Raw genomic sequence first — 25883 nt, 5'->3', positions numbered from 1 at the left:
TGAAATCACCTGACCGGTAACCCACTATGAACACACTTCAACAACACCCCAGACTGATCAAACCGGATAAAGCCATACTTGGAATCTGCTGAGGGACCCATGAAGATCCACGGACGAAGCACAGCCAGGGATGGCAACACATGATGATCCAAGGAAGGAGACGGCGGTTGTTACAGCCCAAAAGACTCAGCACACAATGACCATACTCACACAAAGAAAAACCCCACCAAGCGAACCTGATGGGGTTTTCTTTTTCTTGCTTTAACCAAGAGCCACCTTACGGTGACTCAAGGCATCCTTCTCAAAGAGAGGGATTAAACCACGTTTTCAAACATGATAGAGCCAACATCAGCTGTGATAGCACCAGTAATGTCAACCAAGCCAGTGGCACCTGTAACATCGCTTAGTTCAACCAGCGAGTCGACTGCGCCGTTCTGGCCAAACACGTAGGTATCACCACCGAACTCGAATGCCAGGAGTTCACCATCATCCGCAGCAACTGCCGCTGCTTCGGACAGCCACTCAGCCAGCGTATCAACGCCAGAAGCGCCAGTACCAGAGACCGTGAGAATACCGTTAGCCACAGTGTAGGTAACGCCAACACCTTGACCAGCACCCGTTCCGTTGGCTTCAGCTGCAACAGTAACATCCGCGCTAAGGTTATCCGACATATTAAATGACAGGATATCAGCACCCGCACCGCCCGCTGAGGCTGCCTGGAATGCGGCCGCGCCAACAACAGTTGCGCCAGCGACGGCAACCGAAGTGAGACCGAAGTCAGTGACAACGTCTGCACCCGCTGTTGACGAGTCATTGATCGGGGTTGCAGTTGTAGCATCCGAGACAAACGCGAAGGCATCACGACCCGCACCACCGCTCAGCGAATCCTGGCCAGTGCCACCGGTAATGGTATCGTTGCCTGCGCCACCAGAGATGGTGTCTTTAGCAGCATTACCAGTCAGCGTGTCATTACCAGCACCACCAGTGATGGAAACAGTCGCTGCTGCGGTAGTATTCGCAGAAGCAAAGGTCACAGCCAGATTTGCCGCAGTATCAACGGTCGCTGCACTATCTGCCACAACACCTGAAGCATCAAAGCTGGTGATCGCGGTGTTGCCAGTGTTGGTCAGATCCAGACCATTGTTACCAGCTACCGTTACGCTGGTCGCATCTGTCGCAACCAAAGTAGCAGTGTCAATAGTCGCTGCAGCGTCGCCGTCGGTTCCAGCGTCTACAGTGCTGAGGTTGACAGTTTCAATGCCGGCCAGAGTCACTGTACCGAAACCTACCACATTATTGGTGCTGTTGCTCAGATCGACGTTGAACACATCGCCAGCAGTCAGTACGGCGTTAGTGACATTTGCAGCAACCGCAGTGCTGGCTGCATCAAGAGTCAGCTTACCGCCAGAGGTGTAGCCGTTCAGGGTCAGACTGGTAGCACCGCGAGTGACTACCTCGTTAACACCATTGATACCGACCAAATTGACCGTTTCACTTCCAACGGTTGTGAGGTCCAGCACTTCAAAGCCAGTAAAGGCAGTATTAAACGCCGCGTTATCGTCAGCTGCAGCAGCCAGAGTTGCAGTCATGACAATTGTGTCTTTACCGTCACCTGCGTTAACTGAACCAACTTTGCCAGCAACAGTTGAGGTAGCACCACCGTAGGTAACGCTATCGTCGCCAGCGCCCATGTCAACAGCAGTTTCCATTGCATTGCTCAGTACAACAGCATCGGCACCTGCGCCACCGGTGAACGCAGTGGTGGCCGCAATCGCCGTAGCACCAAAACTAGCACCTGCCGTGTTGGTTACTGTGATGGTGTCAGCACCGGTAAAGTCCTGATCCGTCAACGTGAGCTTGGCATCGCCAGCTACATTTACCGTCGTCGCACTTGAAGCGATCAAATCGGAAACAGTAGAAGCAGCAGTTGAAGAATCAATGTTAACGGTGGTGTAGTCAGCATCCAGAGTAGTCGCGCCAGCAGTCAGACCGCTTACGTTCAGAGCTAGGGTATCAACTACGGCGGTTGTCAATGCACCTGCAGTCACGCCCAGACTACCGCCTGTGCCTTCCAAGTTCACGGTGGTGAGAGCACCAGAGTCGATAGTAGAATTGCCGTAGCTATCGAGGGAAACAGTTGCGATTGTACCGGCGGCTGTCGCAGACGCTTGGTTGGCGTCGTTAATGGTCACGGAACCAGCTGTGAAACCAACCACGCCAGCAGCTGTGGATGTAGCAGTCAGGCCAGTGCCAGTATCCGTTTGATTGACCGTCACTGCAGTTGTGTTTGCATCACCCGTTACACCGATAACACCACCAACAGTGTCGTTACCAGTCGCTGCGGCGTTGCCTGCGTTCTGGGTAACATTAACTGTTGAACCGCCAGTTACGTTGACCGAACCAGATGTCTCGGTGCCTGCATCACCGCCGGTCACGTTTACATCGACAGTACCCGCAGCAGCGGTAGTTCCGCCAACACTGATATTATCGAGGACGTTATCGGTAGAGGTAACGGTTACGTCCTTGCCACCATTCACTGTAACTGTGGCCGCATCAGCAGTGGCAGCAACGTCAGTCGTAGCAGCAGCTGTCAGAATCTGCGCACTATCGTTGTTGACACTCAGTGAGGTCAGACCGGAGAAAGATGTGGTGTTCAGTGTAACGGCCGCGTCGCTGGTTACATTGATGTTTTCAACGTTCGCGACAGTGGCACCAACCGGAGCACCAGTAATTGCTGTGCCCGTTACGATGTTGAAAGTATCTTCACCGGCACCACCATTCAGGGAGTCGCCAGTAGTCCATACCGCACCATTCGCATTGTCAGCACCATTGAAGGTGTCGTTGCTCGCACCACCGGAGAAACTGTCGGCACCTTGAGTGAGCGTAAAAGTATCCCCAGAAGACTGAGTTCCACCATCAGTAGCAGCTTTCGAGTCCAAAACCGACGCACGAGTACCATCAACACTGTCGACAGCCGCTTTGGCTCCATCGCGAGTAAAGCCAGTACCGACATTAGCTGCATAATAAGTAGCAGCTTCGGTCTTGTTGTCCAGCGCCAAACGATCGTTTGCGCCAGCAGCGTTGGTCAATGCCAGAACGAGCTGGTCAATGTTTACTGAAGAACCTTCACCGCTAACCCAGTAGTTCAGGCCAGCTGATTCAGCAGCGCGTTCAAACAGGTTTTGATACAGCTCTGAAACCACCTGAGCGCGGCTCAGAAGACCCAAGCCATCGGCGTATTCTGGCTGTTCATTAACGATGTTCGCACGCAGCTGTTCAATAGACAGAACACCGGTTGTGATTTCGTTGGTCCAGTAATCCAGGCCAGCTTTATCAGCTGCACGACCCAAAAGGCCGATGTAGATCTGCTGAACTTGCTGCTCAACTGTTAAAGTTGCCATAACTCGTTATTCTCCGTTGGTTAAGTCGAAACGACTAATTCAGGCTTGGTTTGTGCCCTAGGCATCCGTCGATGCCGGCCTGATATGTACTCCTTGGGACAATGCCCTAAAGGTCGAACATCTCAGCTGCAGCCCACGATCACTGACCGAAGTGCTGCATATTACTGCGACCTGTTAACAGGCTTGTCGCAATTGTGGCACGAATCCTAGCACTCGAACCCCACTCTGACAAGCTTGTTCAGGCTCCGTATATAAGAGGATTTGCGTCGCCCTTACACATTGCCACCCAAGATCACTTCGTGGTTGCTTTATAGCTCACCTGATTACAAGCGGTCAACCTTCCTTCGAACTCAAATCTATAAAAAATGATTTGGCACCAGAATGTTACAAAGCTTTACACTTGAAGGGCGTTAATGACCATTCATGTAACTGTAACTCTGCTCAAAACGTAGACAGCGGAACCCTGGATTATTAGGATGACTGCTTCTTGTTTACTATCCGGCGCCCTCACCTTTTCACTCGGCTACCAGCAGGCTGTCATCGTTTATGCCCAACCCGTCAAACGTCACCGCTGTTATAAACCTGTTGAAACGCCGGGCACTGGAGCGAGACAAGCAACAACACCTTGCGCTCAGCTACGGCCTGGTTGTGGTGTTTTTCTTTATTGTTCCCAGCCTTCCGGTTGCGGCGGGCGGCACCCTGGCACTGGGCCTGTGCAAGGAAGCGTGGGACAAGCACTACGGCTCTGGGTTTTGCTGGTATGACATGCTGGCCAATGCTGCGGGAACCGGTGCCGGCATGGCCACCATTGTAGCCTTTACCGGTTAAGCCACAAAGACCGCAGAAGGTTGAAGGTTCGCTTTGCAACCACCGGGTAGGCCCTTGACTCACGCCACTGGCGCAAGCGTTCGGGGTCTGGCCCAAGCTGCCCGGCCAGGGCCTGGGCCAGGCCGTCGCGAATGGCTTCTGCGCTGGTGCCCGGCAGAATTGCCACTGCCGGCTCTACGTCGCCAAATATCGGCAAAGGGGTTACCAGCACCGGCCTGCCAGACGCTATAGCCATACGCACTGCGGCGCTGGAAGACTCCCCGGTTTGCTGATACGGCAAGGCAATCACACTGGCTTGCTGCAACAGGCCCAAACATTCACCATTGCGAAGGAACCGATGCTCGGCATGAACGGCATCGGCAATACCGAGTTCGCCGATGCGTTGGTGCAATGTTTTTATGAATTGGGCCGATACAGGGTCTTGGTGTTCGGCATTGAGCAGTAACAGGACCAGCTGGGGGTTTTCCCGGTGCAGCTGGGCGAATGCCTCTATCAGCTGTTCAAGCCCTTTATGGGGCAAGGCAAAACCGTAGGACGCAATGCAAGGCCGGCCGTTGAAGTTCCATTCAACCGGTTCTGGTTCAATATCGGCAATACCGTGGGGCATCAGCAGCGTATTGCTGACGATGCCAGCCTGGGCCAGGCGGTTAAGGTCTGGCACTGTATGCACCAGTACACGGTCTGCCAGCTCGGCGGCGCGGGCCAGCCGGGTGAGTGCCTTTCTGGGTTCCGGGTCCACCGTGGAATGCAAAGTAAAGGTTACTACGATGCCGCTGGCCTTGAGGGTAGCAATCAGCTGGGCCAAGGCGTCGAAATCGAAGAAGTAGTAGTTCATCTGGATAACCACTGCGTCTAGCTTGGCGGCCAGCAGCTGGCGGGCCAGTTCGTGCAGCGGGTCTTGATCATTCTGATGCCAGCAGCGAATCACCTGCGGGCCGTTTCCACTGTCGTCGCTACCGCTGTTGTGTGGGGCGAACACAATCACCTGGTCGTGCTTATTGGTTTCAGTGAGGTGTTCCGAGTAGGTGGCCACCCCGCAGCGTTGGTTCCAGGTGCTTACCCAGCCTACCCGCAAGGGCCGCTGGATATCTTCGTTTTGCCTGCGCTGTATAATGTCGTCCGCCTGATTGGCCAGCCGCAGTGCAACCTGCTCCCAGCTGAACTGCTCGCGCAGGCGTTGAATGGCGGCGGCGGTTTTACGGCGGCGTTCGCTCGGTGGCAGGGTGTAAACCTCACACAGCTGGCTGGCCAGGTGTTCTGTGTCCGGGCTTGCCCAAACCGAATCCGGCAACTGGAAATGTGTCTGGGCTGGTTCAAAGTGAAACTTGGTCAGCCAGGCGGTATCGTGGTCACAAAAATCCAGCTGACCGCTCCAGCCGGTGGTGATTACAGGTAGCCCACTGAGCATGGCTTCCGCAAGCGGAAGGCCAAACCCCTCGGCTTTGCTGGGGGCCACAAGGGCCTGGCAGTTTTCGTAAAGGTATTTGAGCTGGCCGGCGGGCAAATCTTCACTGATGATAACCACATCCGGGTAATCCGGCCGGGCACGCCGCTGGGCTGCGAGCAGGTCTTGCACGTTGTTGTGTGGGTTTTCGAACGTTTTGATGACCAGGGAAACGTTATCGGCGTTACTGAACGCCTGGCCCCAGGCTTCCAGCAAGGCGTCTACACCCTTGCGGGGGAAGCAGGAGGACACATGCAGAAAACGAAAAGCCCGCGCCTGCAACGGGTACGGCTGCGGAACCACACGGTCCCAGTGATCTACGCCGCAACCACTGACTGACATGGGCAGGCAAACGCCGTTGTCTATGAGCACCTTGCGAACGTGCTCAGACAAACAAGTAATGCCGGTCAGGTGGCGATTGAAATCTTCGACCCATTCCTGCGGAAAACCGGCTTCTTCCCAGGCGTAGTGGTGCAGGAGGTGTGCCCCTTCTGCCATGTCGTTGACCCTGGGCGGGTAAAGGTTGCGGCTGATGATTGTGGGCCGAAACGCTTTATCGTGGCTTAGGGAATGCATATAGGCGATGTCGGGATTGTCTGCCAGGAATGCCGGCGAGGGTTCGAAATCGCCGGGGCCTTCGGTGGAATGCAGGCTTACCGGCTGGCCAATAGCGGCCAACCCGCGGGCGGTTTCCCGGTTCAGCAGGGCCAGGCTGTAGCTGGAGTCGAAAGGGCCTTCGAGGCGCCAGTTGTATTGCCGTTGGGGCAGGATTTTGGTGAGCGCGAGATCGTTGGCGGCCAGTGCGTTGGCCAGTTGGCGCAGTTGTCTGTCGTCCAGCTTCCAGCGTTGACACAACTGTGCCAGGGTTTCAATTCGTTTTGTATCAGCGCTTGAACTGCCGTTGGAAGGGGTGCTGCCCGGTGGTGAGCCCCTATGTTTGTCGATGGTTTGTTCAATCTGATGCAGCAGTTCGGTGGCGGTTTTATGCCAGGAGAAACGGCGGCTTCGCTCCAGGCCATGGTCTATCAGCTGCTGGCGAAAATCAGGTTCGGTAACCACCCGGGTGATTAATTGCGTGAGCCGGGTAATGTCGTCTGGCCCGAACATGGCCGCCTCAAGCCCCATCACTTCCGGCAGGCTGGTGGTGTTGGCACAGAGCGCTGGCGCACCACAGGTCATGGCTTCTAAAACCGGCAGCCCAAATCCTTCATGCCGGGAGGGGAAAACGAACACCTGGCAATGGTTGTAGAGAATGTTCAGGGTTTGCTGAGGCACAAAACCGGTGTAGAGAATGTGCCTCGGGGGAATGCCGTGGGTTTTGGCGTATTGAGAAAGCCGGGCTTGATCGACTTCGTTAAATTTACCAACCAGTACCAGCCTGAGGGATTTTTTTAGGTCAACCGAAAGCCGATTGAAGGCCTGAATCAGAGCGTTCAGGTTCTTGCGCTCGTCAGAGGCGCCGCTGTAAAGAATAAAGGGCCCACTGATGCCCAGTTCCCGAAGCACTTCGCGCTGTGTTTCGTCTGTTTCGCCCAGGGGGTAATAGCCTTGGTCACAGCCTGTGGAAATCGTCGCCACGCTTCCCTCAGGCAGTTCAAGATGGGTTTCGAATTCGCGGCTTGCACTTTCTGATATGGCAAACACCCGATCCACCCGCTGCAGGCTATCGATTTTGCGCCGGTACCAGCGGTTGATTACCGGGTCACCCAGGTACTCCCGCGGACTGATCAGCGGAATCAAATCGTAGCCGATCACGCCCACCGGGCAGGAACGGTTGCGGGGGATATCGCAGACGAAATCATCAGCCATACCCTCAAAGAGTGAGCCGATGAGTACGAAATCTGGATTCAGGCGTTCTATGAATTCGTTTCTGAGCTGCTCGCTGATGCGGACTATGCCCGGGTTACAGAATGACAGCTCGGCCGTTTCCGGCAGTGCATGAAAAACACGAATGGCGCCGGGCGGCAAGAGTGACGACCAGTGTTGCTGAAAGTCCTGGATTAATTCTGGCTGATAATTATTGAGCAGAACAATAATATCGTGGGGCTGCTGTCGCTGCTGGTTAACCTGCAGCAAGGCTTTAAGCAACGAGCTGACGTAATGGCCAATGCCCCGGAAGCGGCTTGAGGTTTGCAGGCACTGGAGATCAATCAGGAGTCTCATTTTTGTCCTTGCTGGAATTCTGGGTGTTAATAGTGCCAATGGCGGCTACGAGTTGCCGATAAATATCCCGGGATCTGGGCGTAAGGCTTACCGGGTTGTTGAGCGCGACAGATTGCGGGTTACGCCGCATCCGCCGCAGGCGGACCACCAGCCAGGGCATGCGCAGCACAAGGGCCAGCAGGGCCTGTCGCAGACGGGGATGGCGGCGGGTGCGCCGTTCTGTTGCAGCTGCAATGTCAGATACGTTTTTTTGCAGCGTGCCCCTTAGGGACGTAGAGGAGATAACGCCAGCCAAGCCCGTTGCGCCAGACACGCGCCTTATCACAAGGGCACTTTTACGCAGTGGCGCTGTTAGCCGCCAGGAACTGCTTTGAAAGATGTCGCCCAGCAACTGCTGAGACGAATTCAGCTGCCGGTCAAGATCTTCTGCGGTGCTTTTATGCCGCTGGGCTTGACGTTCGATCCAGTCACTTTTTTGTGCTGTTTCTTCAAGTTGCTCTCTGAACACATCCTCCCGGCGATGCGCTGTTTGCAATTTGGCATCGCTTTGCTGATGGAGAGACAAAATTTCTTCATGGCGGCGCCGCAGCAAGTCACGGTAGCGTGACAGTTCGTTGGCCAGTGGTACCTCTTGCCCTGCCAATGCATGGCACTCGGGCGCCGCTTGCTGCCTGAGGGTCAGTAAGCGCTGAAGGTCGCTTTCGGGCAGGCCGGCTTCTATCCAGAGTTGGTGAATTTCTTGTTCCAACTCGTTAAAGCGAGCCTGTTCCTTATCCGTAAAAGACGACACCGGGCTGTGGCAGTCGTCCAAAGAAAGCCCCGACACACCAACGCGCTCCAGAGCCGCTACGGCATGGCGGCGCGCCGTGGCGTTTGCACTTAACTGATCAATATTGACGAGTTGGTCTGCGTGCTTGCAGCCTTGGTGAAGGCCCAGCAACCAAAGCGTATAGAATGCCTGGTAAGCGTGATCTGGCGATAGTAGCCGCCGGGAGAAGTGATCGTAGGCTACTTCCAAAGGCCCCAACGGCAAGGGCTGAAAACCGATATGCTCACTGACCAACTGAACCAGCGGGGGCCGGCTTGAGGCGTTGAAAATCAGCTGGGTGGTCAAATCAAAATAGGGAGAGACCTGGTAAGACCACCATTGGTCCCAGGGATTACGCCATAAATAGACATGATGCCCCCCAAGCTGACGCCTTATGCCTTCAATGCGGCCAGCGGAACGGCATTCCTGAATAACCGGGCGGGCAGCAGCCTGCTCGATAAGGGACTGCCAGTAGTCGATTCCCCTAGGGCTGGTGTCTGTGCCGAAGTAGCCATCATAGATGTCACGCTCCTGCAAATGCGGCAGGCAGGCATCGGCCACCTCATACAATTCACTGAAGTAAGACCGTGACAGCGGCGGGTGCCGAAGAACGTTTGCCTTCTGGGTATCCTGAGGGTCATTAAGGATGGCCGTGTCGGTTTTTGCATGCAGGGCAATTTCGTGCAGGGGCTCTTGAAAGCACGTGTACTGGCTGCCCAGCCTGCGGAAGACTTCGAACATATAGGTGCTGCCCGTTCGGAACAGCGCATGAATAAAAATAGGCTGGGGCGAGGGAGTAGCGGTCATGTGCCTGTTTCTTCGATGGTTATCTTTGCCGGGACATTGATCAGGCCCGATTTTACCGTGGTGTTTTCGTCGCTGCGCACCCGGAACAGCACGGCATCTAGCCGGCGATGGAGAAACACCGGTTCGTTGCTGCGATCGTCTCTAACACCGCAGTTGATGTAGTAAACGCCAGGGGCAAAGGCGTTGCCTATATCATAGCGCAGGGTGACTAACTCGCCTTCCTGGAAGGTTCGGCCGCTAAACTGTGCTAGCTCGGAGGTGTCGGTGCCGAACAGCCCCAGGCCTTCGCGGGTTTTGATCATGATGGCAAATACGGCATGGTCCACCGCTTGATTGAAGCGAACACAGGCTTTTAGCACAAGCGGCTCGCCACTGTTAAACAGGTTAACCGGTTCACCGGATTGATTTTGCAGCCAGATCGACTCGATGGTGGCGCGGCCATCTCCGTAACTGACCTCACAATCAGAGGCCAGGGTTGGGTCAAGCTGGCGACCTTCGGTAAGCTCCTCTGCGGCAGGGGTGCCACCGCCGAACAGTGATTTTTCGTAGGCGTCGCAGACTTCTTTGGCGGCACCGTAGGCCTCTATTTTCCCGTAATGCAAAAAAATGGCTCGTTTACACAGTTTTTTGACGGCGTCGATGTCATGGGTGACGAACAGCAACGTGGTGCCCTGCTCCAGAAATTCGTTTATGCGACGGAAACATTTGCGCTGAAAAGCCGCGTCGCCCACAGACAAAGCTTCATCGATAATCAGGATGTCTGGCCGAACAGCCGTGGCCACAGCAAAAGCGACGCGCACCTGCATGCCGCTGGAATAGACCCTGACCGGTTCGTCAAAATACTCGCCAATATCGGCAAAGGCTTCAACTGCGGGCATGAAGTTGTCCACTTCGGCGTGGCTGAACCCCATAATTGAAGCGGCGTGATACACGTTCTGACGCCCGGTGAGTTCCGGGTTGAAGCCCATGCCCAGCTCCAGAATGGCTGCAATACGACCATTGACAGTAATAATGCCAGCCGTGGGCATAAGGGTGCCGGTGATCAACTTTAACAGTGTGCTTTTGCCAGCCCCGTTCTGGCCAAGAATGCCAATGGCTTCACCGCGCTCGATGCTGAAGCTGATGTCTCGCAGTATCGGGTTTTCGGCCACCGGTTTGAAAGGCAAGCCGAACCAGCGGGCCACCCGCTTCCATTCAGAGGCGTATTCACGGAAGGATTTACTGACGTGCTCAACGGTTAGCAGGCTCATAGTACATCTACCATTTCGGAGCTTGCCTGCCGGACAAGCCACAACCCCAACACCGCAAACACAATCCCAATGGCGGCCATTACCGCCAAAGCCGCCAGGTCTGGCTGCTGTTGATACGCCAGCACGTCATGGTAGGCCTTTATAGCCGGGTAGACAGGATTGAACTGCAACGCCCAGCGCAAATGCTCGGGAATGATGGTTAACGGATAGACAATCGGAGTAAACCAGAACAAAAATTGCAGCACAATGGGCACAATCTGAGCGATGTCGCGGATAAACACATTCAGTACGGCAATCACCAACCCAAGGCCCAGAGAGAACAGCAGCAGGACCGCGGTAATCACGGGCACCCAAAGCAGAGTGGCCGACGGCGGATGACCCAGAAACGCAAAAATGACCAAGATGGCCGCAAGCAGAAGCCCATGGCCAATCAGGCAGGTGCCGGCCGTTACCGCGGGCAGCGCGATTTTGGGTACCTTCATCTTTTTAAGAAGGTCGGCGTTGCCTACAAAAAGGTTGAGGCTGCGGCTGATGATGTCGCTGAACAGAGTCCAACCCAGAATGCCCGACGTGAGGTAGATGGCGTAAGCATAGCGGTTGTCGATGCCGTCAAACTTCGCAGAGAGCACGGCAGACAGCACAAACGCATAAATGGCGACCATGACCAGTGGATGTACAATCATCCATAAGCCACCTAAGCGGCTTCTTGCAAACTGGTTGACCAAGTCATTACGAATCGACGATAAGATAAAGAAACGGTAATCCCGAAAGCTTCTGAACCAGCTTTTCATTTATTTATTCCCTGCACACAGCATTAATGACCAGATAGCTAAACGCCGTGGAGTGTGCCACAGCATAGGGCCTTTTTGGTTCGTCGTGGGCCCGCTTAACGCGCCCAGGGCTGCAAGCGTTGCGGATTCAGCTCGTCGGCCAGTGAAAGCAGCTGCAAGCGGTTACTGAGGTTGTCGTATATGGCGTTAATTAACTCTTGTTCAATGGCGGAGCGGCGCTTGCGTACGTCAAGCAGACCGACCAGGTTGCGTACGCCGGCCAGAAAGCCTTCGTTGGCGGCTTCTTCAGAAGCACTGGCCGATTCCAGTGCCTGCTCTAGCGCACGAATGTTGTTATAGCCGCCGCCCAGCTCGGCGGTTAGCCGCTGAACTTCGACCGCAACCTGTTCTCGCTCGCTGGCCAACAGCCACTCTGCGCCTTCTTCCCGGTAGCGGGCCGCGCGTGATCGGGCGCTGGTGCTGCCACCCTTGTATATGGGTATGGATAGGCGAAGCTCTACTTTGCGCTCTTCCAGTACTGAGGTGGCAAAGCTGTCGTTGTCGGTATAACGGGCATTCAGGGACAACTCAGGGTAATGCCCTGACGTTGCCACTTCATAGCTGGCGCTGGCAAGGCGGCTTTCTGCCTCGGCTATTTTTACGCTGGGCGCATTGGCCAGCACGATGGCCTGCCAGTTGGTAGCCAAAAACTCCGGCGTTTTGCGCCACAGCGATTCTTTTACGTTTACCACCTCGGTTACCGGTTTGCCCACCAGTTGCTGCAACTTTTGCAGCGCAGCCCAATGCCGGCTTTTAAGCTTAACAAGCTGGGCGCGAACTTCGTCTACCCGGGACACAGCCTCCAGTGCTTCGGCTTTGGTTGCAAAACCGCGTTCCAGCTTCTGTTCAACCTGGTTTGCCTGCTGTTGGTGGCTTGCCAGTTCGTTGTCTAACACCGCCACCAGCTTTTGCAAACGGTTGACTTCGAGGTAGCTTAGCAAGCTTTCCACGCCAACCTGCGCGCGGGTGGCGTCAAGCCGTGCCTGCTCTTTGTCCACCGAGCGCTCGGCTTCGTCTATGCCTTTAAAGGCACGACGGGAATATAGAACCTGGCTAACGCCGACATCCAAGCGGCTGGGGCTGTCTTGACCTTCTTCCAGATTTCCCCGGCCAAGGTCGCGATTGTACCAAGTGCGGCCGTAGCCGGCGGTAAAGTCTACTTGCGGTTTTACAGCGGCCCAGGCTTCGTCTACCCGTGCGTCTTCACCGCTGACGTAGCTGGCTTCGCCACGCAAACGCAGGTTGTTTTCAAGGGTGCTTTCCCATGCCTGCTGAATCGTCAGGGGCGGCGCGGCCATAAGCGGCGCGGCAACCATGGACAGAAGCACAGCAACCAAGCTGGCGCCGAGTGTGTGGGTTGGCATTTTGGCTTCCTCAGCTTTCGCGGAATGCGCGTTCAGACATCCGAATGAATGGGTCCAGCAAGTATTCCAGTACGGTGCGGTTACCGGTACTGATCAGTACTTCAGCGGGCATACCGGGCAGCAGGAACATGTCCTGTTTGGCCATAGTGGCTATGCCTTTTTCGGTAATGTTCAACCGCACTTCGTAATAGCTTTCGCGGGTTTGCTCATTTTCGTAGGTGTCTGCCGATACGTTAATCACCTCCGCTTCTATCACGTGGGCGGCCTGGAAGTTGAACGCGGAAAGCCGAATGCTGGACAGCTGGCCCGGCCTAATACGGTCAATTTCTGTGGGCTGCACTTTTGCCACGATCGCCAGCTTCTGATTGCTGGGCACAATTTGCATCAGGGTGTCGCCGGGGCGAATAACGCCGCCCTCGGTATGCACTTCGGTGCCCACCACGGTGCCGCTCACCGGGCTGCTGATCACCAACCGGCGCAGGGTGTCTTCAAGGCTGGTTTTACGGGCCTGTAAGTCAGCGCGTTTCTGCTGTACTTCGCGCAGGCGGGTGCTGACCTTTTCCATGAACTCTTCGCGGGTAATCAAGAGCTCTGAGCGGGTATTGGCGATTTCTGCGCGCAGACGGCCAACTTCGGTTTCTGTGGCGTCGCGCTCACCTTGCAGGCGCAGCAATTCGCGGGTCATTTCGTTGATGCGCAAGCGGTCAGCCAGCTGCCTGTCGTAGAGTTCCTGCCACTGTTTCACTTCTTCCTGGTAAGACGAAGCGCGACCCGCCAAAGATTCACCCATCGCTTTCTGCCCTTTAACCTGCTGGGCCAAAGAGGCGGCTTTTTGCTCTAGAATCTGCTCGCGGCCGCGAACGCTTTCTACGCGGGAGTTGAACAGCGACGTTTGACCATCAATAATCGCCGCAACGCCGGGCTGGTCTTTTCTTGACCGCAGAGCAGCAGAAAATTCGACCACATTTTTCTGTGCTCTTTCGGCCAGCAAGCGGGCTTCTTCGCCAAGAATTTCATCCAGCTGCGATTGAATAATGTCCAGTTCGGCAACCGCTCGAATATCTGACAGTGTGATCAGCGTGTCGCCCTGCTCTACCTGATCGCCGTCGTCTACAAAGATGGTGTCGACAACGCCGCCTTCCAGGTGCTGTATGTTGCGATTCTGGGTACTTACAATCACCTCGCCAAGGGCCACGGCAGCGCCGTCTACGTGGGCAAAGGTGGCCCAACCGCCAAAGCCGACAAAGGTCAGCAGTACAACCACGACTCCGAAGCGCGAACGCCGGCTGTGACTGGTTTCAACCTGAGGCTTGGACTGTGCTTCCGGCACGTCCTTTTCGTATTCTGCTTCCAGCCATTCGGCTTCTTGCGCTGTTTTCTTTGCGGCGCCGTCTTTTCCGACATCTTGCTGTTCGCTCATTACTTTACGCCTCTCAATGCTTGCTGTTTGTTTTTACCAACGTTAAGAGTGCCGTCTTGCAGGGCGCGCATTACGTCGTCACGAGCACCGAAACCAATCGCTTGCCCGTCAGACAGAACCAGCATTTTGTTCACCAGGCGCAGAATGGGCTTGCGGTGGGAAATAAGAATGACGGTGGCTTTCTTTTCACGCAGTGACTCTAGCGCCGCGACCAAAGCTTGCTCGCCCTGGTCATCCAGATTGGAGTTGGGCTCGTCTAACACCACCAGGCGCGGGTCGCCGTATACGGCGCGGGCCAACCCGACACGCTGGCGCTGGCCGCCAGAAAGGGCACCACCGTTTGACGCGATGTGGGTGTCGTAACCATTGGGCAAGCGCAGTATCAATTCATGCACGCCGGCCATTTTTGCGGCGTCTACCACGGCCTGCGGATTCACCGGGCCAAAACGACAAATATTTTCGCTAATAGTGCCTTCAAACAATTCGATGTCTTGCGGCAGGTAGCCAATGTGCGGCCCCAACTGGGCTTTGTCCCATTGATGAATGTCGGCGCCATCCAGGCGCGCGGTGCCGTTGTTCAGTGGCCAAACACCCAGAACAGCCCGTGCCAGCGTGGACTTGCCAGCAGCGCTTGGGCCCACAATCGCCAACATATCTCCGGCGTCTAACGCAAAACCGACGCCACGCAAAGCGGGTACGTTGGCACCTGGCGGCACTACCACCAGTGCTTCTACGCTCAGGTGGCCTTCCGGGGCCGGCAATGGCATGCCGGGTTCGCCGGTGGGGTATTGTTCGAACAACTGGTTCAAACGCTGGTAGGCCTGGCGCGCCGATGCGAAACCTTTCCAGGAACCAATCATCAAGTCCAACGGCGCCAGAGCACGGCCCAGCAGAATGGAACCGGCAATCAGCATACCGGGGGTAATTTCCTGTTTGATGGCCAGGTATCCACCTAACCCCAATATGAGCGACTGAAACAGCATTCTGAGGGTTTTTGACACGTTGCTGAGTACGGCGTTGCGGTCGCTGGCGTCTGACTGGTCTTTCAGGAACCCTAAATGGCGTTCAAGCCATTTCTGCCGCAAGCTGCCTTCCATGCCCATGGCTTCAACCACTTCGGCGTTACGCAGGCACGAGTCTGCATACCGCGTTGACTGAATGCTTTTGCTGCTGGCGGAGCTCAGTGGTGCTTTTGTGAGTTTTTCGTTCAGCCAAGCCAGGGCCACCAGAATAACCGCGGCAATAATGGCAAAAATACCAAACCAGAGGTGGAAGCCAAACAGCACCGCAATGAAGATGGGCAACCAGGGGCCGTCGAAAAAGGCGAACAGGCCCTGGCCGGTGAGGAACTGCCGTAGCGCGGTCATGTCCTGAATAGGCTGTGAACTTTGTTTGCCCGGCTGGCTGACCGACTGTTTGAACATAGAGCCAAACAGCTTGGTGTTCATAGCCATGTCTAACCCGTTACCCAGCCGCACCAGTATGGCCGAGCGTGCCACCTGCATCAGCGCCAATGCAATAAACAGAAAGACCACAATTAAGGTCAGCATCCACAGGGTATCCATACTACGACTGCCCAAGGCGCGGTCGTATATCTGCAGCATGTAAAGAGCGGGCACCAGCATCAAAAGGTTAATGAAAAAGCTGAGAAAACCCGCTGAGTAAAAGCCGCCTTTACATTGTTTCAGCGCTTCCTGGAGGGGAGTTGGCTGCTTTGGCTGATTGGTTTTCGCTTTGAACATTCGGAAAGAAACTCCAGAAGCTGGAAAGAAAGATGACGCTAGTCAGGATGTTAAAGATTTTCAGGAATGGAGCCGCACACTGTGCTTCCTTAAAAAAACGGTTTGATGCCCGCCACGGCGGCGCATTATCGGTTATTGGCGCACGTGAGTCTACCCCGCAGGCTATGCGCCAATGGTGCTCTACGGTGCAAGACCTGCATTCAGACTGGAAATTTATAGACGTTTGGGGACGGAGTACGCTTGCTGTTTCGGGAAACCGCCAAGCCAGGGCCGCGCTGACCGACGTTATCGGAAATACGGCTCCAGAGCGCATCTTTAACTGGCCCGTCGGGGCTGTATCCGGTTGGCGCCTTACCAAGAATATCGACCACTTTCTGGCAATCAAAACTCTGACTGGCGCTGGCCAGGGCGTTCAGCAACACTTCTAGCCGGGGCCAGCTAAGCGATTCTTCCCGCGCCATGAGTATGCGCGGGTGCAGCGTGGGCTGCGGGCTGTTACCAATCAGCAACTCTTCGTACAGTTTTTCGCCAGGGCGCAGTCCGACGTAAACAACGGGCACGTCGCCCACCGGGTTTTCGGCGGTTTTCTGACTAAGCCCCATCAGGTGAATCATTTTTCTCGCCAGGTCGGCAATTTTAACCGGCTCGCCCATGTTCAGTACAAACACTTCACCACCGTTGCTCATCGCTGCGGCTTGCAGGACCAGTTGGCTGGCTTCAGGAATCGTCATGAAATAACGGGTAATGTCCGGGTGGGTAACGGTAACCGGGCCGCCCGCACGAATTTGCTCGCGAAATAATGGCACAACAGAGCCTGAGGAGCCGAGCACGTTGCCAAAACGCACCATTGAAAACATGGTGTTCTGCTGGCGTTCAGCCAGGGCCTGCAAAACCAGTTCAGCCATGCGCTTGCTGGCGCCCATCACGTTGGTTGGGCGCACGGCTTTGTCTGTGGAAATTAGCACGAACTGCTCTACACCGGCAGATATGGCCGCTTCAGCGCAGTGCCAGGTACCCATTACATTGTTTTGAACGCCTTCAATGGTGTTGTGTTCTACCAGCGGCACGTGTTTATAGGCGGCAGCGTGGTAAACCACCTGAACGCCAAAACTGCGCATGATATTTTCACAACGGCGGCGGTGTATTACGCTGCCCAACAAGGCGTGCACGGCTACGTTGGTGGATTGGGATTCGTTAATGGCCAGCAGTTCTCGCTCGATTGAATAGAGCGCGTATTCAGACTGTTCCATCAGTACCACGCAGGCTGGCCGGTTGCGGATAATTTGGCGGCACAGTTCGGAGCCGATAGAACCGCCGGCACCGGTTACCATGATGACCTTTCCGGTGATACTGGTGGCGGTTAAGGCGGGGTCGTGCAGAACCGGATCGCGGCCCAGAAGGTCTTCAATGTCTAAATCCCGAACTTCGTTGATACGCGCTTGCTTGGCTAACAGTGCCGACATAGAGGGCACTGTTTGCACCGGCACACGCAGTTCTTCCAGCACCATCATCAGCTGTTTACGGGAAATTTTGCCGCCGTCTTCCAGGGCCAGAAATACCCGTTGTACGCCCTGCTCTTTTACGACTTTTCCAACTTGGGCTACGGAATACACCTGAAAGCCCGCTATAAAGGAGGTGTGGCGGCCGCAATCCAGCGCTACAAAACCCATGGGGCGGTATTCGGTACCTTGCATTAACGCGTAATGCAGCTGTAAAGCCCGGCGCCCTATACCCACAATAAGCACACGGCCTTTGAGCTTTTCACGTGGGCGATTAATAATTGAGCGAAACAGGAAACGGGTACCGGCCACCAGTAAAAACAGCAGGGCGCAGTAAATAACAGGCACCGAGCGCGGTATGCCTGCCTGTAACATGAAGCCGGATAGAACCAGCGCAACCGATGAGCACACCACACCTATCATGATAACCATCAGGGCTTTTTCACTGATATAGCGGATGACGGCCCGGTATAAGCCCAAGCGGATAAAGATGATAATGGTGATGATTGCGGTCAGGGAAAAAACGAGAATGGCGGTTGTTGAAGGAACCCAAAACCAATTTTCAAGGCGCAGGGCAAAGGAGCCCCAGAGTGCCAAAATAATAAAACAGACATCTGCCGCAACGGACACCAGGCGCTTGTGTGGCCTGGGTAATTCAAAAAGCCAGTTTATAAGCCGCGCAGCCACAGATTTCATTCGCTTTTTACCCTAGTGCCGGCCCCTTACCGGCAACCGTAATCACAATGTATATAAAAACACAGAGCAACGGGCAAGTTACTGATGGTTAAGGCAACAGAAATGAGGCGTTATAATAGCGTAGCGGCCTATTTAATTCTATTAGCACTTCCTCTAATTCTACAACCATTTACCGGGTTACCCCAAGTGAGTGGTCATTTAATGGCCTCGCGATCGCCATGCCGCACACACCCGCAAATCAGGGAAAACACCCACAGTCACGCCGTCAAAAACTTGGCTTGGACCACCCGCTGCGCCGGCTGGTCGGCTTAACTTGCCTCGCCAGTGGTGCTATTTTAGATGCGGCTTTCGCACGTTTCCAGGGCAAGGGAACCGATGAAAAAACCTTGCCAAGAAACTTGCTGGACAACCTGAACGCAGACGATATCTTGCTCGGTGACGCCTTTTACCCCACCTATTTTTTGCTCTGCGAACTACAGCGGCGCGATGTGGATGGCAAGTTGCTGGTGACGACACTCTTGAACCCTCGGCAGGCATCAAAGTCTGCCCCTGGAAAAGCTGTTCCTGTAGCCTTTTAGAATTTGATTCACTTTACGGATGCTGACATGACGCTAACTCCCCCTAAGAAAACCCACCTTAGACAGCTTGAGGCGGAATCGATTTACATCATCCGCGAGGTGGCGGCTGAGTTTGATAACCCGGTGATGCTCTATTCCGTCGGCAAGGATTCTGCGGTGATGTTGCATTTGGCCCTGAAAGCCTTTGCGCCCGGCAAGCCGCCGTTTCCGCTGATGCATGTGGACACCACCTGGAAGTTTCGGGAGATGATTACCTTTCGGGACACGATGGTGGAAAAAGTGGGCATGAAGTTGCTGGTGCACACCAATCAGGAAGGCGTGGCGCAGGGCATTGGCCCGTTCACTCACGGCAGTACCAAGCACACCGATGTGATGAAAACCCAGGCTCTGAAGCAGGCACTGAACCAGTACGGCTTTGATGCCGCGTTTGGCGGTGCCCGCCGGGATGAAGAGAAGTCCCGCGCCAAGGAGCGGGTGTATTCCTTCCGCGACAAATTCCACCGCTGGGACCCGAAAAACCAGCGCCCGGAGTTGTGGAATCTGTACAACGGCAAGGTGAACAAGGGGGAGAATATTCGGGTGTTTCCGTTGTCTAACTGGACGGAGTTGGATATCTGGCAATACATCTATCTGGAAAACATCGACATTGTGCCGCTGTATTACGCCGCGAAACGCCCGGTGGTGGAGCGCGACGGCACTCTGATTATGGTTGACGACGACCGCATGCCATTGGCGCCAGGCGAGACGCCAGAAATGAAAATGGTGCGGTTCCGCACGCTGGGTTGCTACCCGCTGACCGGCGCGGTGGAATCAACCGCGACCACGCTGCCGGAGATTATTCAGGAAATGCTGCTCACCAAGACTTCCGAGCGCCAGGGCCGAGTGATTGACCACGACGGCGCGGCCTCGATGGAACAGAAAAAACGTGAGGGGTATTTCTAATGTCACACGCAACGGTTTTGATTGAAAAAGACATCCTCGCGTACCTGGACCAGCACGAAAACAAAGACCTGCTGCGGTTTTTGACCTGCGGCAGTGTTGATGATGGCAAATCTACATTGATTGGCCGCTTACTGTTCGACTCCAAGCTGATTTTTGAAGATCACCTGGTGTCTTTGCACAAAGACAACGAGCGCCAGGGCAACGCCGGTGAATCGTTGGATCTGGCGTTGTTGGTGGACGGCCTGGCGTCTGAGCGAGAGCAAGGCATTACCATTGATGTGGCTTATCGATATTTCTCCACCGACAAGCGCAAGTTTATCATCGCTGACTGCCCGGGCCACGAGCAGTACACTCGCAATATGGCCACGGGTGCTTCGACCTGTGATCTGGCCGTAATGATGATTGATGCCCGCAAAGGGGTGCTCACGCAATCCCGCCGGCACAGCTTTATTGTCAGCCTGCTGGGCCTGAAGCACATTGTGGTGGCCATTAACAAGATGGATCTGGTGGATTTCTCTGAAGAGATATTCAACAATATCCGTGAGCAATACCAGCAGCTGGCAGCGCAGCTCGGGCTGGAAGACCTGTATTACGTGCCCATCTCTGCCCTGAACGGCGATAACGTGGTCAACCGCAGCGAAAGCACGCCTTGGTACCACGGCGAAACCTTGATGAGCATTCTGGAGCAGGTGGAACTGCGGGACGACCAGAACGTCACCGATTTGCGCTTCCCGGTGCAGTTTGTGAACCGCCCGAACCCCGACTTCCGCGGCTATTGCGGCACTCTCGCCAGCGGTGTCGTACACAAGGGCGATGAAGTGGCAGTGCTGCCTTCGGGTAAAATCACTCGGGTAAAGGGTATTCACAGTTACGAAGGCGAAATGGAGCGAGCCTGGCCAGGAGATGCGGTTACGCTGACCCTGGAAGACGAAGTGGATGTGTCCCGTGGCGATCTTCTGGTGCATGCCAACAACCAGCCGACGATGGGTCATCGCTTTGCGGCCCATCTGGTGTGGATGAGTGAGCAAGCCCTTATGCCTGGCCGTGAGTACGGCATCAAGATTGGAACCCGGATGACGAACTGTTACGTCAACGAGGTTCTTGAAGAGATTGATGTGAATACGCTGGCGCGCAATCCAGACGCACAGGGCGGCCTTGGCCTGAATGCCATTGGCCTATGCGATGTGGAGCTTTCCGAGCCGGTGGTTGTTGAGGATTACCAGCGCCACCCGGGTACCGGCAGTTTTATTCTGATCGACAAGTTAACCAATGTGACGGTGGCGGCCGGCATGGTGGCGCGGGCGCTGGATGGCTCTGGTGGGGTGTCCGAGCGGGAATACACCAAAGCGGAGCGCAATCTGAACCGGTTTATTCGGGAAAACTATCCGGAATGGGGCTGTAAGCCAGTTTAATAAGGAGAAGGATTTTGGCTGATAATATTATCTGGCACGATCACAAAATCACTCGCGCTGAGCGTTCTGTTAACAAAAACCAGAAACCCTGCCTGCTTTGGTTTACCGGCCTGAGCGGTTCCGGCAAGTCGACGGTTGCCAACGCACTGGACGTCGCCTTGCACAAACGTGGCTACCACACGTTTGTGCTGGACGGCGACAACGTTCGCCACGGTTTGTGTAAGGATCTGGGGTTTTCGGACGATGACCGGGAAGAGAATATCCGCCGCGTGGGCGAGGTTTGCAAACTGTTTGCTGACGCTGGTTTGATGGTCATGAGCGCCTTCATTTCGCCGTTCACCGGCGACCGACGTCTGGTACGGAAGTTGTTTCCGGCGGGCGAGTTCATTGAAGTGTTCATAGATACGCCGCTGGCTACCTGTGAAGAGCGCGACCCGAAGGGGCTTTATCAAAAGGCTCGGTCTGGTCAGATTAAGCGCTTCACCGGCATCGATTCTCCCTATGAGGTTCCCTCCCGTCCGGAAGTTCGGCTCGACACGTCGAGCATGTCGGTAGAGGTGTGCGTTGAGACCCTCATTGCTTACCTGCTTGAGCGGGAACTGATTATTCGTAGGGATTAATTCCATGGAGTGGCAAGGCATAGTGACGTTGATAACACTGTTTTCGGTGTTATCAACGCTTTCTTTTACCCGCGTTTCCGCCGATCTGGTTCTAATGGCGGCGCTTGCGTTCCTGTTGATCACCGGCATTCTGGGCCCTGTTGATGCGTTGGCAGGCTTTGGTAATCCTGGTGTTATCACCATTGCTACGCTGTATGTAGTAGCCGCCGGGTTGAAGGAAACGGGGGCCGTGCAATGGATAGCGCAACGTTTGTTGGGCCATCCCAAAACTGAAAAGGGTGCCCAGCTGCGAATGATTGCGCCCACCAGCATTCTTAGCGGTTTTATGAACAACACCGCAGTGGTTGCCATGTTTATACCGGCCATTCAGGACTGGGCTCAACGGCTTGGTATTCCCGCTTCCAAGCTGTTGTTGCCCTTGAGTTACGCCGCCATTCTGGGTGGTACCTGCACCCTGATTGGCACCAGCACTAACCTGGTGGTGGACGGCATGCTCCAGGCTCGGATGAACATCAGCCTTGGGTTGTTTGAACTGGCTTGGGTTGGTATTCCTATACTGCTGATTGGCGGGGCTTTTCTGGTTTTGTTTGCGTCCCGGCTGTTACCAGACCGCGGGGGCTTAAAAGAAGAGCTGGACCAGGTTCGTGAATACGGTGTGGAAGTAGAGGTGATGAGCCCCGGCCCGTTGATTGGTCGCACCATTGCTGAAGCGGGTTTACGTGCTTTGAGCTACGGCTACCTTACGGAAATTGACCGTGGCGGCCGCCTGATTACAGCTGTGGAGCCAGACCGAACCCTGCAATCGGGCGACAAACTCTATTTTGTGGGTGCACCGGAATGTGCCAGTGAATTACGCCGAATCCGGGGCCTCAAACCGGTTTACGGCAGTGTTCACAAACTGGATCTGGAAAATCATCAGCGTTGCCTTGTGGAAGTGGTGCTCGGGCAGGAGTTTCCCGCGCTGGGCAAAACCGTTCGAGACAGCCGCTTCCGCACCCGTTTCAATGCCGTGATCCTTTCGTTATCCCGTGAAGGTAAGCGGGTACCCGGTAAACTGGGGGATATTACCTTTAAAATGGGGGATACCCTGTTACTGGAAGCCAGCCACCAGTTTGTTGAGCAGTACCGTTTTCGGCGGGATTTTCTGCTGGTCAGCGCCCTGAACGACTCCACTCCGCCGGATTTTCGTAAGGCACCGCTGGCGATGGGTATTTTGCTGGCGATGGTGTTGGTAAGCGCAACCGGGATGCTTCAGATCATGGAAGCGGCGTTCCTGGCCGCCGGGGCGATGATTATGTTTGGTTGCATCACGGCGAGCAGGGCAAGGCGCAGTGTGGATTTGCCGGTTCTGGTGGTGATTGCTGCTTCGTTTGCCTTGGGCAACGCCATGACTGAAACCGGGGCTGCTGTGTGGGTAGCGGGTGGCTTGCTGGGTTTCGGCGAGTTGACGCCCTGGATTGCCTTGGCCTTGATTTACATTCTGACGGCGGTATTCACCGAGGTAATTACAAATAACGCCGCTGCTGTTTTGATGTTTCCCATCGCCCTGGCGCTTTCAGAACAACTGGGGGTGAATTTCCTGCCCTATGCGATAGCCGTCATGTTTGCGGCATCGGCGTCTTTTATCACGCCCCTTGGTTACCAGACCAATCTGATGGTCTATGGTCCAGGGCGCTATAAGTTTACTGACTATATTCGTATTGGTCTGCCGCTGAGTTTGCTGGTGGGGTCTGTGGCGATCGGGTTAATCCCGTTGGTTTGGTCGTTCCACGGATAGTTCTTCGAACGAAAGCGCGGAGGTGACGGTCGCAGAAAAGGATGAGGGGGCAGGGAAACTGTTAGAACCTAATTATGGATATTATTGTATCTATTTTGCTATTATTGTCCATGTAATGGATATGGAGGTGTCTAATGGTTAGTCTTGTATCAGGGCGAGATGTTCAGGCCGCATTGGCGGGCTACGTGCAGCAGCGCCGGAAGGCGCTGAAGTGGTCGCGGGCGGCGTTGGCTGAGCGCAGCACGGTGCCAGCGCCTACGATCAAGAAATTTGAAACCACGGGGCAGATCTCACTGCGGCAGTTTTTGTTGTTGTGGCAATGTGTAGACGATCTTCAGCGTGTTCAAAGCCTGACTCAGGGCCCTGAACAAAAGCCGCTTCCGCGCACCCTGGATGAGGTGCTTGCCCAGTGAACTTTACGCCTGTTCGCAAGCTGACAGTCTGGCGTACGTTCAGTGATGGGCAGCAAGCCCGGGTTGGTGGGCTGGCGCAGAACCGACAAGGTGTGTTTTTTCAGTATGATGCGGACTATCTGGCGCAATTCAGCCCGCTTTCGCCTTTTACCTTGAAGTGGAATGCGACTGTACAGCGGGCACCACGAGAGCTCCATGGTGGCTTGCCCGGGGTATTTGCCGATTCCCTGCCTGATGGCTGGGGATTGTTGCTCATGAACCGGGTGTTTCGCCAACAGGGCGTTTTGCCGGCGCAGGTAACACAGATGGACCGGCTGGCGTTTGTGGGTTCCAGTGGCAGTGGCGCGCTGAGTTATACGCCAGTGGCGGATTTTGCGCCTGCGATAGATGACAAGCCGGTCAACATGGCTGAGTTGGGGCTCCACGCGCAATCCGTGTTTGATGGGAAAACCACCGATGTGTTGGCAGATCTGGTCACGGCAGGCAGCTCGGCGGGCGCCCGGCCAAAGGCTCAGCTGTATTTTTCAGCAGGAGATTATGGCGTTTGTCGGACCCGCGCAAAGGCAGGCGATGAAGCCTGGCTGGTGAAGTTTACCTCGGCCAACTTGCCGCTGAGGCACGAAGAAGGATTGTGTGAGGCGGTTTACTTGTCGCTGGCAGAGCGAGCGGGTTTGCAGCCTCCCCGTTGGCAGTTGCTTGCCGCCCCGGGTGAATCCGGTGCCAGGGCCTGGCTTACGGTTGAGCGGTTTGACCGGGTATGGCGCGCCGATGATGTGCCGGGCTGCGTGCATTTGCACAGCGCCTGTGGCTTGCTGGATGCTGATTTCCGCGCGCCCAGTCTGGATTATGAGGATTTAATCAAAGCCAGCGGCCAGTTGTGTCGTGGCGCTAAGGCTGCACAGTTACAGTTCTTGCGGGCGGTGTTTAATCTGTTTGCCTTGAATCAGGATGATCACAGCAAAAACTGGGCTTTTCTGCAAAGTGATGATGGCGACTGGCAGCCCGCGCCATTTTACGATGTAACCTTCAGCCCCGGCCGTTTTGGTGAGCACAGTACGGCTTATGGAGGTTTTGGTAAAAAACCGCCGTTGAAGGCGCTGCAGAAACTGGCCGCTGAAGCGGGTTATGCCAATTGGCGGCAGGCTCGCCAGGAAATACAGCACGTGGTGGATGCACTGGCCGGGTTTTCAGCGGTGGCAACAGCGCTTGGGGTGGGCGCCGAGACCACCCGGTTAATACAGCAGCAGCTCGATCAAACGTATCAGCAGAACAGTGGGATTCTGGGTGCTTGAGTTGTATAAGTTAGATCCCACGGGGCAGCCCCGGAAGCCAGACCCAAACGAACGCTTCCCGACCTCCCTCAGAAATCATCGTCTACTTCCTTCCGTGGTTTATGAGCCGATTTTGGCAGCAATGCCAGAGTTTGTTGTGTGGCTACCAAGGCTTTGTCGAGCGCTTGAACGTCTTGTTCAAACAGGGGGACTGAAAGAACCGTAGCAACTTCGAACACTGAACCAATCGCACAGGCGGGATCTGCCTTCTCTACCCGTTGCAGCATACTGCGAGAAATTCCGGCTCGGTCGGCCACTTCCTGCGTGGTGAGCCTTTGCTTCAGCCGCTCTGAACGAATCATACCCGCCAAAAGCTGCAAGGCCGCACGATTGTACCGGGAATGTGTACGAGCAGAGGTTTTTGCCATTTGAGTCACTAATAAACCATTTAAAGCTATTATGGCTGCCTTATAACCCACTTTCAAATTGTTGGCCGAGTACGACAGCTTAATGTCTTGGGGTCTGACCCCAATTATGTCTTGGGGTCTGACCCCAATTAGAACTCGACGACTACAAAGGGTCTGACCCCAACTTGAATTTTTTGGTCAGCTCAGGCAG

The 25883-nt window shown here is 55.1% G+C and carries 17 protein-coding genes and 1 pseudogene; 8 read left to right on the top strand and 10 right to left on the bottom strand.

Annotated features, from left to right (window positions below):
- Window positions 1-314 precede the first annotated feature (314 nt).
- A complete protein-coding gene (locus MIH18_RS21015; RefSeq protein ID WP_249013407.1) occupies window positions 315-3401 on the bottom strand; it encodes a DUF4214 domain-containing protein in 3087 nt (1028 codons plus the stop codon).
- A 546-nt stretch (window positions 3402-3947) separates the two neighbouring features.
- Here MIH18_RS21015 and MIH18_RS21010 point away from each other — a divergent pair.
- Window positions 3948-4229 carry a hypothetical protein gene (locus MIH18_RS21010; RefSeq protein WP_249005356.1) on the top strand — a complete coding sequence of 94 codons (282 nt, stop codon included), beginning with the start codon at window positions 3948-3950 and terminating at the stop codon, window positions 4227-4229.
- Here the strand turns inward: MIH18_RS21010 and MIH18_RS21005 are convergent.
- The 8 genes from MIH18_RS21005 to MIH18_RS20970 all read right to left on the bottom strand — a co-directional run bounded on the left by MIH18_RS21005 (window position 4219) and on the right by MIH18_RS20970 (window position 18252).
- Complete coding sequence (locus MIH18_RS21005; RefSeq protein ID WP_249013406.1) at window positions 4219-7836, bottom strand: glycosyltransferase; 3618 nt, start codon at window positions 7834-7836, stop codon at window positions 4219-4221. The two genes, MIH18_RS21010 and MIH18_RS21005, sit on opposite strands and share 11 nt — an antisense overlap.
- The gene (locus MIH18_RS21000) at window positions 7820-9451 is read right to left on the bottom strand and encodes a hypothetical protein (RefSeq protein ID WP_249013405.1); all 1632 of its coding nucleotides are present in this window, start codon (window positions 9449-9451) and stop codon (window positions 7820-7822) included. Before MIH18_RS21000 ends, MIH18_RS21005 begins: the two co-directional genes overlap by 17 nt.
- Window positions 9448-10701, bottom strand: a complete 1254-nt coding sequence (locus MIH18_RS20995; RefSeq protein WP_249013404.1) for an ABC transporter ATP-binding protein — start codon at window positions 10699-10701, stop codon at window positions 9448-9450. Before MIH18_RS20995 ends, MIH18_RS21000 begins: the two co-directional genes overlap by 4 nt.
- On the bottom strand, window positions 10698-11492 hold the full coding sequence (locus MIH18_RS20990) for an ABC transporter permease (RefSeq protein ID WP_249005360.1): 795 nt from the start codon (window positions 11490-11492) through the stop codon (window positions 10698-10700). The genes MIH18_RS20995 and MIH18_RS20990 overlap by 4 nt, the downstream gene beginning before the upstream one ends.
- 95 nt (window positions 11493-11587) lie before the next feature.
- Window positions 11588-12895, bottom strand: coding sequence for a TolC family protein (locus MIH18_RS20985; RefSeq protein ID WP_249013403.1), 1308 nt, complete (start codon window positions 12893-12895; stop codon window positions 11588-11590).
- Window positions 12896-12905: 10 nt separating this feature from the next.
- Window positions 12906-14315 carry an HlyD family type I secretion periplasmic adaptor subunit gene (locus tag MIH18_RS20980; RefSeq protein WP_249013402.1) on the bottom strand — a complete coding sequence of 470 codons (1410 nt, stop codon included), beginning with the start codon at window positions 14313-14315 and terminating at the stop codon, window positions 12906-12908.
- On the bottom strand, window positions 14315-16057 hold the full coding sequence (locus MIH18_RS20975) for a type I secretion system permease/ATPase (RefSeq protein ID WP_249005363.1): 1743 nt from the start codon (window positions 16055-16057) through the stop codon (window positions 14315-14317). Before MIH18_RS20975 ends, MIH18_RS20980 begins: the two co-directional genes overlap by 1 nt.
- A 200-nt stretch (window positions 16058-16257) precedes the next feature.
- A complete protein-coding gene (locus MIH18_RS20970; RefSeq protein WP_249005364.1) occupies window positions 16258-18252 on the bottom strand; it encodes a nucleoside-diphosphate sugar epimerase/dehydratase in 1995 nt (664 codons plus the stop codon).
- 200 nt (window positions 18253-18452) lie between these two features.
- Between MIH18_RS20970 and MIH18_RS20965 the strand changes: the two are divergent.
- The 7 genes and pseudogenes from MIH18_RS20965 to MIH18_RS20935 form a co-directional block, all read left to right on the top strand.
- Window positions 18453-18749 (top strand): annotated as a pseudogene (locus MIH18_RS20965) (IS4 family transposase); the annotation flags it as partial.
- A gap of 108 nt (window positions 18750-18857) precedes the next feature.
- Window positions 18858-19772: a sulfate adenylyltransferase subunit CysD gene (gene cysD, locus MIH18_RS20960; RefSeq protein ID WP_249013401.1), complete on the top strand. Its 915-nt coding sequence runs from the start codon at window positions 18858-18860 to the stop codon at window positions 19770-19772.
- Window positions 19772-21184, top strand: a complete 1413-nt coding sequence (cysN, locus tag MIH18_RS20955) for a sulfate adenylyltransferase subunit CysN (protein ID WP_249013400.1) — start codon at window positions 19772-19774, stop codon at window positions 21182-21184. The genes cysD and cysN overlap by 1 nt, the downstream gene beginning before the upstream one ends.
- 14 nt (window positions 21185-21198) lie before the next feature.
- The gene (gene cysC / locus MIH18_RS20950; protein ID WP_249013399.1) at window positions 21199-21804 is read left to right on the top strand and encodes an adenylyl-sulfate kinase; all 606 of its coding nucleotides are present in this window, start codon (window positions 21199-21201) and stop codon (window positions 21802-21804) included.
- A 4-nt stretch (window positions 21805-21808) separates the two neighbouring features.
- Window positions 21809-23581, top strand: a complete 1773-nt coding sequence (locus MIH18_RS20945; RefSeq protein ID WP_249013398.1) for an SLC13 family permease — start codon at window positions 21809-21811, stop codon at window positions 23579-23581.
- 134 nt (window positions 23582-23715) lie between these two features.
- Window positions 23716-23994, top strand: coding sequence for an XRE family transcriptional regulator (locus MIH18_RS20940; RefSeq protein WP_249005370.1), 279 nt, complete (start codon window positions 23716-23718; stop codon window positions 23992-23994).
- Window positions 23991-25286 (top strand): type II toxin-antitoxin system HipA family toxin, encoded by a 1296-nt coding sequence (locus MIH18_RS20935; protein WP_249013397.1) that lies wholly within the window; start codon window positions 23991-23993, stop codon window positions 25284-25286. The genes MIH18_RS20940 and MIH18_RS20935 overlap by 4 nt, the downstream gene beginning before the upstream one ends.
- A gap of 68 nt (window positions 25287-25354) precedes the next feature.
- Here the strand turns inward: MIH18_RS20935 and MIH18_RS20930 are convergent, their stop codons facing one another.
- Window positions 25355-25744, bottom strand: a complete 390-nt coding sequence (locus MIH18_RS20930; protein WP_249014657.1) for a helix-turn-helix transcriptional regulator — start codon at window positions 25742-25744, stop codon at window positions 25355-25357.
- Between the last annotated feature and the right edge of the window lie 139 nt (window positions 25745-25883).

This window comes from Marinobacter sp. M3C (assembly GCF_023311895.1).
Lineage (GTDB): Bacteria > Pseudomonadota > Gammaproteobacteria > Pseudomonadales > Oleiphilaceae > Marinobacter.
Note: the sequence above shows the minus strand (reverse complement) of the source record. Positions and strands in the feature narration are given on the sequence as shown.

Bases quoted from the DNA above. Each gene is read 5' to 3' on its own strand.
- MIH18_RS21015 (WP_249013407.1), bottom strand. From the start codon at position 3,401: ATGGCAACTTTAACAGTTGAGCAGCAAGTTCAGCAGATCTACATCGGC.
- MIH18_RS21010 (WP_249005356.1), top strand. From the start codon at position 3,948: ATGCCCAACCCGTCAAACGTCACCGCTGTTATAAACCTGTTGAAACGC.
- MIH18_RS21005 (WP_249013406.1), bottom strand. From the start codon at position 7,836: ATGAGACTCCTGATTGATCTCCAGTGCCTGCAAACCTCAAGCCGCTTC.
- MIH18_RS21000 (WP_249013405.1), bottom strand. From the start codon at position 9,451: ATGACCGCTACTCCCTCGCCCCAGCCTATTTTTATTCATGCGCTGTTC.
- MIH18_RS20995 (WP_249013404.1), bottom strand. From the start codon at position 10,701: ATGAGCCTGCTAACCGTTGAGCACGTCAGTAAATCCTTCCGTGAATAC.
- MIH18_RS20990 (WP_249005360.1), bottom strand. From the start codon at position 11,492: ATGAAAAGCTGGTTCAGAAGCTTTCGGGATTACCGTTTCTTTATCTTA.
- MIH18_RS20985 (WP_249013403.1), bottom strand. From the start codon at position 12,895: ATGCCAACCCACACACTCGGCGCCAGCTTGGTTGCTGTGCTTCTGTCC.
- MIH18_RS20980 (WP_249013402.1), bottom strand. From the start codon at position 14,315: ATGAGCGAACAGCAAGATGTCGGAAAAGACGGCGCCGCAAAGAAAACA.
- MIH18_RS20975 (WP_249005363.1), bottom strand. From the start codon at position 16,057: ATGTTCAAAGCGAAAACCAATCAGCCAAAGCAGCCAACTCCCCTCCAG.
- MIH18_RS20970 (WP_249005364.1), bottom strand. From the start codon at position 18,252: ATGAAATCTGTGGCTGCGCGGCTTATAAACTGGCTTTTTGAATTACCC.
- cysD (WP_249013401.1), top strand. From the start codon at position 18,858: ATGACGCTAACTCCCCCTAAGAAAACCCACCTTAGACAGCTTGAGGCG.
- cysN (WP_249013400.1), top strand. From the start codon at position 19,772: ATGTCACACGCAACGGTTTTGATTGAAAAAGACATCCTCGCGTACCTG.
- MIH18_RS20945 (WP_249013398.1), top strand. From the start codon at position 21,809: ATGGAGTGGCAAGGCATAGTGACGTTGATAACACTGTTTTCGGTGTTA.
- MIH18_RS20940 (WP_249005370.1), top strand. From the start codon at position 23,716: ATGGTTAGTCTTGTATCAGGGCGAGATGTTCAGGCCGCATTGGCGGGC.